Origin of the sequence: Sodalis endosymbiont of Henestaris halophilus, assembly GCF_900161835.1 — a bacterium.
Classification (GTDB): Bacteria; Pseudomonadota; Gammaproteobacteria; order Enterobacterales; family Enterobacteriaceae.
In genome coordinates, this window is the sequence record NZ_LT897836.1 from 660,211 (window position 1) to 672,676 (window position 12,466).

Here is a 12,466-nt window from a genome sequence, read left to right on the forward strand (position 1 = left end):
TATGCTTATAAAGCATACCATCTATGATAATTAAGTGCACTACTAGTGTGTTATTAGTAGCCTAAAAGATATGCGTTGTTGTGAATTTTGTTTTAGTTAGATAACGCGCGTAATTTTATAGTGTAATAATCAAGCTTAAAATATTTACGAATAGATCTTGCCAAGATGCGAGGGTTAAATAAGCTGGTTAAACGCAATGCCCTCAAAGGGAGGGAAAGGCAAATATGGCAAAATCTAAGACGCTTGTTGCGCTACTCAACTATTTTTATTTTTGCCACTGCGATAGACATTACGGGCAAAAATCCACTGTTGTTAGTTGTGATTAATTTAACCAAAGGTTCTTTTTTAGAAGAACTCCGCGCTGAGGACGTATTTCGACTGTGGCGCTCAAACTTTATCATCGATAAAGTTCTTTTGGGGTAGACAAAATTGCAATATAGATGATAGTTTGCCTGCCCGTATTATCAGCGCTTATTGTGATCTGTTAGGTATAATCTATTATCTAGGATAACCATCCTGATGGTAATCAGGGTAGTTATGAATTATCGGTAAAAACATTCTGTTAAATATTGTCATTTGGCGCGACGACCATCAACGTCATGAAGTTGATCGTTGCCATTAATGAGTGTATCCTACAAACAGTTTTAAACGGGAGAATGCAGTGCTGTTTTAATTTTGTCTGGCACGCTAGACTTCGCAGCTATAATCATTGATTAAAAATCTATTGTGGGTGTTTAAGTAAGGCATGCGTACCGCAATAGCTTAAGTTGGAATGAAACCATCTTTTTGTTATTGATTTCAGTCAGCATTGGTAGGTTTTCTACCTGTTTGGCTACTAGTAAAATGTTTACGACTATTCATACGTTACGAATATCTTTAGTAAGATTAAGATAAAATCTTATAGTTGTTGAACTACTAGACGATATCGCAGTCTTATTATATGTATATCATTCAAGTACGGCAAGTCACGTCTTGTGTAATTATTATAAGAATGGCGTCCTTAGTTTCTAGTAAGAGGTCATAAATGATAAAAGATATGCAAATTGTAGCCTATGTGCCCCAAGGAAGTTTAGAAGCTTATGTCAGTGCTGTAAATACTTATAAAATGCTGACGGCTGAAGAAGAGAAAACACTGGCTAAACAGCTACATTACCAGGGTGATTTGGAGGCGGCCAAGCTGCTTATTCTTCCTCACCTGCGCTTTGTTGTTCATATTGCGCACAATTATTCCGGATATGGTCTTCCTCAGGCTGACCTGATTCAGGAAGGGAATATTGGCCTAATGAAAGCCGTGCGCCGTTTTAATCCGGAAATGGGCGTGCGGCTTGTATCGTTTGCAATCCACTGGATTAAGGCAGAAATTCATGAATACGTGCTGCGTAATTGGCGGATTGTGAAAGTGGCTACTACTAAAGCGCAACGCAAACTGTTTTTTAATTTGCGTAAAACCAAGCAGCGTCTGGGCTGGTTTAACCAGGACGAAGTAGAAATGGTTGCAAAAGAGTTGGGGGTAACTAATAAGGATGTACGTGAGATGGAATCCCGCATGTCCGCGCAGGATATGACGCTTGATCCAACTCCGGAAGATGATGAGACTCGCGAAGGGCAGTTGATGGCACCCATGCTTTACTTGCAGGATAAAACGTTCGATTTTGCCGACGTCATAGAAGACGATAACTGGGACGATAATGCCACCGAGAAGCTCATTCCTGCACTGGAAGGTCTCGATAAACGCAGCCAAGAAATTATTCGTGCGCGCTGGCTAGATGCAGACAAAAAAAGCACTTTGCAGGAGTTAGCAGATCGATATGGAGTTTCCGCTGAGCGCGTGCGACAACTTGAAAAGAATGCCATGAAGAAAATGCGTTTTGCAATTGAGGCTTAATGACAGTACTGTGATTTCTATTTACATGCGTATTACAACATTCGTGTAGTCTATAACCATATGTTTCTTATCAATAACTATAGATAAGTCATTATCTATTTTGTTTTAAGCTCTATGACAGAATGATATGCGATATCGGTCATTTAGCAATAATGTTATTTAACAAATAAAAAAGATTTCTCTTGCCTTACAAGAGAAGTTAACGCGTTAGTTTCACAGGTTTTTTACGGATATTACGTAATCTCAATCTACATACATCGGCGAAGATTGCCTAAACTCTTACCGTTAATATAGTTATAGGTTGTTAACGACTTTAGTTTTTTTGAAATTGAATAGAGCAACCTTCCTTTTTTTGCTCCGTGCTGCTATGTGACTTGCTTAATGTTAATTGTCAATTAAAACCGTATAAGCGATAGAAAAATTCTTTTTATTATGCCATGAGGAATATAAACTGGGAAAATAGTTGCTAGCTGAAACTCTCTAGTTTCAAGACAGTGCCCATAAATTATTGCATATTGTATTGGCCACAATATTTGGTTTTGATTATATGCTTAGGGGTAAGCTGAAGTCTAACTGGCTATTTTGCAAGTTCATGAAGTAATAGTTAATCAATTAATTATTGCTCTGCTGAGCACTGGTAATGATAAGTTTTCTTTTGTGCTACGATTAAGATCGTATTACATTACGGCAAAATTAGCAATAGTAAATCCGCTTATCTAATTCTTTAGCTGATCAAAATATTCTTCAAGTTGATAACTTGCCACAAGAACGACGCCTTTACAAGAACGCGCTTACACTCGGAGCAACCATCACGAATTCTTAGCAGCAACTGATTTCAGACAGACGCACAGTCAAGTTGCAATACAAGACCCTAGATTCCCCCTTGATATATAAAGACTAAATCTTTATTGAAAATTTAATCTCTTAGCAATTATTATTACTTGTGACGTGCTAGTGCGGCGTTTTACTTATACGGCTGTTTATTTGATTTTTGGATACTCGCTAGAGATTAAATACATCTATTTTCTATCAAATATGCCATTAAAAATGTCATTGGTAATTATTTAGCTCACAATTACACGCATCTATATAACAAAGATAGATTTTTTGGCTTCGAATATATTATAATCGTTGCCTATTCAGGCTCGCCACCGATCGAGCAGATAATAAGCTAAATGAAGTTACGACATTGTCATGATACATTACAATGTCGCGATTGTTTAGGTCGTATCACAAACTCAATAATTAGCGATGCCAGCCTATTTAGATATTAATTAATAAAAGCCTAAAAACCGATCAGATTGTAGCGTAGTTTCTATATTTCTTTGATCAAACTGAAAATATTCTATGAATGGTGTGATCAGATCGGTTATCTGCCGTACCCACCGTTGTTGATATCATGAATATATCAAGTGCTATTACGACTACAATTATGGTCGCTGATATCACCGCCATCAGCAACATGCTGGATAAACTATTACTTACCTTTCATAAAAGGTAATGTGCTGTGGCAAAATTACGCAAATTAGTAATAAGCGGTGAACAAGAATTGCACTGTTTTTAAAATAAATATACAAAATATTGTTGTCCGCATTGTTTTTTACGTGCGCAGCAACTTCAAGCGAAGGAGAGCATAATCATGATTAGCGTGCACTATCTTGTCCTTGAATGACTCTGTATTTTATCACTACCTGTATATATAATCAAGGGTATCTAGCAAGCTGGCGGGTGACTATGATATTTTTGCTGAAGTTCTGAAAAGGGGTTATGGTTTTCTTTGAAAATAGTCAAAGAATTTAGTCTATTTTAATTTTTGTCTATACCGGTGCATTTATGCTGCTTGTTTATCGATTCATACTACTATTTTATTTAATGTATAGTAAATCTACTGTGAGGTTGTAGTTGGCTTCTTATTTGCGACAATGATTGAGTGTCCCCGTATGGTTTTACCATACGCATCTATTTGCTTTTTCTATGCCGTGACGCCGCCGTCTATGTGGCGTGGTAATGCAGCTATTTTTGTTTAGTTCCAGATTCGGGATTGTTAGCTATTGACTTAACAGTCTTGGCAATCAATGCAATCATATCAACAACACTAAACAAACGTTGTTGGTGGTTAATGTTTGTAATCATAAAGTTGAAGAAAATCAGCTACAACTTTTTATTTTTTTCTGGCAAAACTGATATTTATATATATTCTGTTAGTTGATAGAGGCTCGAGCCATTAACGGTAACAGCTAGGTTTATCGTTTTTTTCAATTGAGGTTGCATCTCATTGTTTATTAGCTTTTTGTCAATAATTATAAATTATATAGTTTGTATCTTTTAACATACATTGCTATCTATTTACATATTTAATGTATTAGTCGAGTTTAGGTCATAATCACGTTAATTTATTGCTATTGTTGCACCGGGATAAATTGGTGATATTTGTAGCGCATTAAATAATATTCTTAATTATTGATAATTTAGTAAAAATATTATTTTATCGAGTCGATAGTGAGCTCTCAATGACTAAACAATGACTCTTAGCTATGATAAAACAGCTAAGCCTGTTTGATATGTTGACTCTTTGCTTATTGTTTATGATGTGTTTTGGTGATTATGTATTTATATTATAAATAGTGATTATTATTGCACATCACTGGATATTTATCAGTTATTTTAGGTTTTATTATGCATATGCATGCCGTTTGGCGGCTAGTTTTATCCTAAAATGGCTAATTAATTTTAGCACATGATGCTAATTTTAAATAATTTATAAGTAATCAAATAAGAAAATAATGACAATTTAATCTCAACTAGAAACGACCAAATTGGTTTTATTCTAACATTATTCTTGATGAAGATATTTTAAAGCCATAAATGTTAGTGATTTTGCCATCAATTGCTGGATATTCGTAATATTACAATTACTTAACGATTTTGTTGTTGTAAAACAAAATATTGAGTCACATTTTTGCGCTGTATTTTGATATTTATCCCAGTAAATATTTGAGCATGGCATATCTAGCTTCATGCATTTGATGCTTAGCTTGTCATGTAAACGCAGTTCTTAGCCTAGAAAATATTTGGTATACTAGCAACAGTTTTGTCATCGCAAGATATAGATCTTCTTTATCTTAAGGTTATATATATGATACTTAGGAGGCAAGATTAGCAGTTAGTTCGCCCGACAAGCAGATAAAAAACTCTGGCTATCACCAGTCTCTCTGAGTGCTGATTAATAAATATCAATGCTGAGGCAAAGCACACAGTAAAGTACCGCTTCTTTTGGATCGTAAGATGATAGTAACACAACTTATTTAGATCTAGTGTAGCAATATTATTAATATTTAGATAGGAAAGTGATGGGTTTATCTGCTTAACAATTATGCTGCTGGATTCTCTCCCCCATGAAATAGGTAGTTAAGCGATATCGACCTCACATATTTTTGTATAGCTTCAGGTGTTTAACCGTTAAAGTGCTTTAAATGTCCAGAGAGTTGCGTGGTAGGTATGTTTGAAGTTTTATTTTGTTCTCTCTACAGCTACCAAAAAAGACAGCCACAATGTCAGCCATAAATACCAGCATTAGTTGAGACTGTGGTGTTATCAGATAACGCAAGTATATAAGCTTGCCTAGTAACTACTAGAATAACAGCTTAATGTTATTTCTTTTTATAGAAAACCTAAAGATATAATAAGTGCTTAAGACAGGCATCGAAAGCAAAACCTTACTAAAGCAGTATGTACTATATCACAAAGTATTATAGTGCTATCTGCCCTATTGTTTTGATGGGGATTGAGTATAAAATGTATCAGAGTGATTATTCCATAAAGAATCAAATAAAAGATATTACTAATTGACTACCACATACAGAATAGTTTGCGCTTGCGGGTTGACCATAAAATATTGCAATGGTTAAAAAATACAATAACGGAAAAGGTAGTCTAACCTTTACTATGTTTGACTATAACATATAATATAGATAATAAATATTATACAGGTATCACAATACAGATGATAAACAGCTAAAGCTCTTGTTTTGCCTGATATGCGCGAGATTACTAGAAAATATTGTTCATTGCTAGTTTTAGCACTGATAATTTTATGAATGTAATTGAAACCGTATGATCAAAAGCCATAAAATTAATGTCAGTAGCACGCTTTTAGTTATTTTAAAGACACTAATTAAATACAAGCTAAAGCAGAAATACTTATGGTAACAAGTTTTTATTGCACCAGTGGTCATGTATACCAAATTATTAGCTTAAGTAACGTGCTTATTTTTTAGTATCTTATTTATTTTAGTACTAGAATAGTTAAAATTTATTTGTCTCGTAATGTTCCTCTGGCTTGCTGATTGCCAATCATATGCACTGCTATCTCGCTTGGCTATTTTAGCTTTCTTAGCTTTACGTAATACCATCTCTGATGGTGTTGACTATCATTTTCGTAGCGGTGTTTCCGTAATTGTTAGTTTTTATTCTTCATTTTATAAAAAATTAACACCATGGGTGGGAATTAAGTAATAAAATGGAATCAGACCAAGATGGTCTCGTGACTAGTAATTAATTTTTATTAGCATATTGCTAATACTTTTATTGAAAATGTTATTTGTCGCCCAAATCTGATAAATAATATCTAGTTTCAATCGCGATCATATCGGTAAGTAATTGACTTACTTCTTAGTAAGTATTTTTGTAGCTCAGTTAACTTATATTTGAGTTGCTACGAATATGATCGTTTTATTACTACAGCAAGTCCATTTACTGTTGTTTTATCCTAATAATAAGCAACTTCGTTTATAAAATGCCATGGACTGTGCCAGACGCTCATCGCTGCCTTTAGAGGTGGTTAATTTTGCTTTGGGACCAGTTAGTTTTGACGTTAGTGTATTATCTTTCAAGGTTAGTAATTGTTAACGATGATTGTTAGCAACAAGTTAAATATTCATTATTACTATTAATGTATTACGTGATAACAAGTTAGACCGTAATTTTGATTTCTTAGACCTTCTTAGGCTAGCATCCCTAGTAAATCAGGTCAGCACTGTTTTATGCGGGATATATTTATGTAATTGCTGTCTTTTATTTAAACGGGATTTTGCAATATCTAAATTTTGGTACTTTAACATAACTTAAACAAACAGGATTGTTAACCTAAAACGGTTACTGCCAAAGGCTTACGTTATATATTACATATTCAAGCACGTTGCTAAACTCAAGAGTTACCAATAAAGAGTTTAGTATTTGCATATATAACACTTGAGCTCAAAATGCTATATCATCTGCAAAATTGCTACGATCTAAACAACACCGTAGTTATTATCATCGCCATCATTGATTTTAAATATAATAACAACGGAGCGTATTGCACACGATAGTGTTACCTGTTTTAATCGCTCATAGTTACAGATGTCTCTAATAGTGCATTGATCTAGGGTAGGAGCAAATTATATAATAAATCAATAATTATAACGATATCACCTGTAATGCTTATACAGCGTCAGATGTATAATAACAAACCACGTTGATCACTATGAAAAAAGTAAAAAGATCTTTTGCTACTCACCTTAGTAAGGATTGGGCACTGATTACAGATAAACATTAGTTAGTCATGACCACGTGCCAAGAGAAATATTTTGTTGAGTAACAATAAAAGTTATTATACTGTTAACCTTAACGACATGAACAGCACTAGAAAACTACTGCTGTTATTGTAAGTGCTAAAGAATAAAAATTCTTTATTGCTAACTTAATTAGTAAAATTCAAGCAATCGTTTGGGTCGATTCTTGCGTTAATAACGTGAAAGTTTTAATATGATTACCAATGTGTTCGGCATGTAGCGCAGCCTGGTAGCGCACCGTCATGGGGTGTCGGGGGTCGGAGGTTCGAATCCTCTCATGCCGATTGATTCATCTACAATAATTAAACGTGATTGATTATACTGCTATTCACGAAGGGTTATTTTTATGGCGAAGTGGTTTTTTTACTTATCACTTCTGTCATACTTTACTTATTCATTACTTCAACTACCGCAATATTCTACTCAACTGCCATGGTGAATTAATATGACTATATTTCGATACTGTGTATGGAAATAGCTGATTTAATTCGCAGTAAAACCTAATGGTATTTGTAATACTTTTTAATATAGTAGTATATACCACTTTAATAAGGTTTTACTTTCGGTGCTTGTCTTCGGTACTTAGATTCTATCTTTAGGTTTTTATATAAAAGAGATGTAATTAATCTACTATACTAGTAGTTACTTTTTCAGATCATATGCTTACGTTATCTAATAAGGCCACAGTTCCAGCCGCTGCTAGAGTATTTACGGCGCTGACATTGTAACTTTTTCTTAGTCGCTGTAGATTACAATTAATATAATATACTTTAAATATATTTAGCTATATATCTATATGGCTATTTGAAGCGCTTTAACGGTTAAACGCCAAAACTACACAAAATATGTATAGGTCGATATCGCTTAGCTACCTATTGGAAAGGAGGAAAATAAATTCAGCATTATTGCTCAGCAGATAAATTCATCATTCTTTTATCTAAATATTAATAAGTCACTACACTAGATCTAAACAGATTGTGTTACCGCAACTTTACGATTTAAAAGAGGTAATATTTTATTGTGTGCTTTGCCTTCGTATTGATATTTGTGAGCCAGCACTCAGGACTGGCTATAGCTAGAGCTTTTGCATTTGCTGTCTGCCAAACAATAATTCATCTGAATTTCCCTCTATAAGTATAACAAGGCGTATAATACAAAGCTTTGCTTCTGGCATCAATAAGCTACTGCTAAGTTGTGTCAAAGGCTTCTTTCTGCCAGAAGCTCTGTGTTTTGCATGACGAGCTAAGCATCAAAAATATAGCGTAGAAATCTAACTAGATATTAGTTTTTAAACTTGTAGATTATCGAAAATCGTTGCATAAATTTGATATCGAGAACACCTTAGTATTTTACAGGTTTTATTTTGTGTTTATTAATGCTGTATCCCTATTTCATAGACATAAAGCCAAACTTGTTTTGGGGGTTATGTTAATTGTGCGACTTTTTGTTCTTTTCTTTGCGAGGCATAGTTTTTATTAAGTTATTAATAGTTGAAAGTTTACCGTTTGTAGTTAACGCCTAGCTTTAGTGAGTGTAAAGTTAGTCGAAAATTATTTCGAATATTTTTATTCTACAGTTAGTAATGAAGTACTTACTTATCATGCACTTATAAGTAATATAATAAACGCAATAACTGAAATTTAGTGGCCAGTTTTTATATCGTTGCTACATTAGAAATACCGCATCGCATAGATCGCTAGATTGCTGACTTTTATGGCGCTGTATTTTCATTTCATCTAAATTGTTTTACCGACTTACTTTGCCCCTATAGCTATTAATAGTAAAGCATGAATATTAGTTGCCCTTTTGCAGAAGGGGTCTTATGAAAAAAGTTTTAATAAAAAACGCATAAAAGTTATATTTCGCTAAATATGCTAATTTTCTGTTATCCTTCCTAGGAAGTTATTAAACAATAAATCATATCTTCGAACTGATTAGGAATCGTCTTCTAATTAAAGAATTTAGTTAGATGTGTAACTCATAAAATTTTTTATTATGTGTACCCTTGCTATATGAGCTTTTCTTGTGTTTTTACTAAGATAATGAAACTTTCCACTAAAATGTATGAAGAGAAAGAAGTTATTATTTACTTTATCATATTACCTGTATTTATCCCAAAAAATACTATAACTTTCTGAATAATATTATGATAACGAAAAGTTATTATCAGAAATGTTCTTAAGTTAGTTATTAATGCATAAGCGAATAGCATACTAGGTGGTTATTTTAAAGATCTATTTCTTTTAGCTTGAATAAAAATAGATCAACTGTTTGTTAAAATATAACCTTGTGTTATATAACAGATCTAAAACAGTATCGCATTGATATAAAATATTTTAAAATTAACAAAAAGTGTGTTTTGTTGCCTAATGCCAGTGATGCCAGCCTTCCCTCGTTATTGCAAAATTAATCGCTGCGATAGTGCGCAGTACGCGACTATACATACAATGTACTGACAGTGTCGTCCTTAACGATATCACTCATTAGACGCCAGTGTTTCATTGAAAAATAAAAGTGGGTATAATAAAAATATTCCTGGATCCAGAGAAGAAGAAATCTTATAATCATACTAATTACAAGAAGTAAAAAGTATATAGAAAAGAAAATTATTTATATTCATCGGTTAGTTGATAAAGATATTACTGATGTAAGTTACTGTTATTTTAAATTAACCTACGTTATATCTAATAATTAATATCGTTAAGAAGCATTATTTTATATTCGAACACGGTATTTGCGAAGTTCAGCATTGTCAAAATATAAGCAATGGAACATCTGGGTTATTGCAAACATTAGTTCTGTTATTTTCGTATTAACTATAATCTTACTTATATGAATTGATTTTTCGTTAGTTTTATTGTATATAGAAAGTAAATTACGTATTTATAGGCCATAAATATATTTATTTCTTTCTGGCGTGGTAGTCGTTAAAATACGATCAAGGGGTATTATATTAATAAGTACGATTTCATTGTCATTAGCCATACGACTAATGGGGTGGTGTTCAACTTTTTATGCCATTGAAAACAAATTAAATGTACTTATAATTAATACCTCGTTTACACTTATTACTAGAAAAACGAAGTATGAAGATAGTTCATATCAAAATAAAAACTATTGTTTGTTATTAGAGTGTTGATTCAAGCGATTAATGTTATCCTAATCATAATATAAAATGCTTGCTTGTCAAGAAACAAGCAAGCGATTTAACCAAAATATTTTTTAACGTTATCGTTACGTTAAACGTTAAAACAGCATTACTGTTGATAACTTAATGGTTTTAGAGAATATATTTAAGGAGGGTAAAATTGATGATGGTCATCGCATTATCTTGCTTTATTATCGCAAAATTTTTGGTGTCTTAGATCAAGGATTGTGTGAAAATATTTTGATTTTGCGCATGTTTCCTGGTGAAACGTAACTTGGAAATTAGTCATGCACTTATGATTTATCTATTGCTTGGAATCTTATTCCTGATACGCGTCTTGGTCATAAAAATATATTGATGATATCCGATCAAATTAGCCATGGCTTTTAATTTATCAGCGTTTGGGTTTGAGATAATGCTCACTTTTCCTAAGGTGAGGCAGTAATTTTGTTTTATTGGCATTTTGCCGCTTCTTGGAAGATATAGCTTCTTCTGGTAGTTATATGCTACAGCAGCCATTATATTTTTGTTACAAATAGGGCACTGGATAAACAAAACAATGTAACCTTGATTACTGCAATTGGTATAGCTATCAGAGGGGCAACTCATTGGTGGTATTGGCAATTATATCTGGCGTTATAGTTTTGCCCAGACGTTAATTAAATACAAAAATTTTGCCGATAAATTTTATTGAATACCACGCCTTCTACTTGATATACATTTAAAAACCATTATGTAGTAGTATAACGGGCTCTACCTTTTTCGCAGCGGATTCCGCCGGTGCAATAAAAAATATTTTTTATTTTATAGTACCGTAAAATATTCACCACCATCGGTAATTATTTACAGAACGTACTGAATGGAATTTAAATAGTCTGGTCAAAATAACCTACCTAACATTCATGGTAGTTTTATAAATCAACAAAAGTGCATTTGCATTATCCGCCATTACATTAGCGTTTTCAGTTTTCAGATAATGTCCGATATTGGCCAGATTAAATATAGGATCTTTGAGTGCCGTCAGCAACGAGGCGTAGTCGAACTTCATGCGTAGTGCTCCAAAAGATTTGCTATCGTCGCTCAACGCCCCGTCCCATCGTTGTCTATTTCACTTTTAACACGCGTAGTACAGCATCTTTTGCAAGATTCTAAAACATTTTCGTTGCATACTAATTTGTGCGTTAATTACTTCTGTAGCAATAATAGATGCGATCGAATACTTGCATTTCCGTAAGCGCTTGATAAAAATTGTAACGTAACTTTTGCTGGTTGCTTAAAGTAAAATGACTTTAAAAATAAATGGTCGTACGCGGTTTGTTGTCGGCCAACATCCGCGCCTGTCATTCTTATATATAAACTATATTATGTGATGTTATCATGATATATCTATTTGTTTATAATAGCCTTATAGAATTTTAGCCAAACGGAAAAGCAAGTTTTATCTATATTTATAACAAGTATCAGCCATATCGTAAAATTATTCGCATTACTCTTTTTAGGTTTTTTGAATTGTGCGCGATAGTACGGAGACTTAACGTGTGGTTTAAGTATTTTAAAACGAGGTCTACCAAGTAGTAGGGGATGCTGACCTTCAATTCTTTATTGGTAATATGATTATTCAAGCTATTAATACTTAATATAGACGCGAAATCATCCTAGTAGTTTTTAATTAATATTACTCTAGTCTAGCATATGCTATACCGTAAAGACTGATGGAGTATGGCTGAATTTATTATTTTAGTTTTTTAGTCATCAATCTTTACCTGTGTGCAACATTTACTTCAAATATAAATTGAAAACCGCATAAAAAATCTAATGCGC

4 protein-coding genes and 1 tRNA gene are annotated in these 12,466 nt (G+C 33.2%); 4 read left to right on the top strand and 1 reads right to left on the bottom strand.

The window, feature by feature from the left end:
• Positions 1–165 precede the first annotated feature (165 nt).
• The 4 genes from HBA_RS01380 (at position 166) to HBA_RS03460 (ending at position 10,918) form a co-directional block, all read left to right on the top strand.
• Positions 166–423 carry a hypothetical protein gene (locus tag HBA_RS01380; RefSeq protein ID WP_097032258.1) on the top strand — a complete coding sequence of 86 codons (258 nt, stop codon included), beginning with the start codon at positions 166–168 and terminating at the stop codon, positions 421–423.
• A gap of 601 nt (positions 424–1,024) precedes the next feature.
• Complete coding sequence (gene rpoH / locus HBA_RS01385; protein WP_097032259.1) at positions 1,025–1,885, top strand: RNA polymerase sigma factor RpoH; 861 nt, start codon at positions 1,025–1,027, stop codon at positions 1,883–1,885.
• Between the two features lie 5,822 nt (positions 1,886–7,707).
• Positions 7,708–7,781 (top strand) — tRNA-Pro (locus HBA_RS01390).
• Positions 7,782–10,771: 2,990 nt separating this feature from the next.
• The gene (locus tag HBA_RS03460; RefSeq protein ID WP_157774245.1) at positions 10,772–10,918 is read left to right on the top strand and encodes a hypothetical protein; all 147 of its coding nucleotides are present in this window, start codon (positions 10,772–10,774) and stop codon (positions 10,916–10,918) included.
• Positions 10,919–11,534: 616 nt separating this feature from the next.
• On the opposite strand, the gene HBA_RS03465 is transcribed toward HBA_RS03460, so the two are convergent.
• Positions 11,535–11,693, bottom strand: a complete 159-nt coding sequence (locus tag HBA_RS03465; RefSeq protein ID WP_157774246.1) for a hypothetical protein — start codon at positions 11,691–11,693, stop codon at positions 11,535–11,537.
• Between the last annotated feature and the right edge of the window lie 773 nt (positions 11,694–12,466).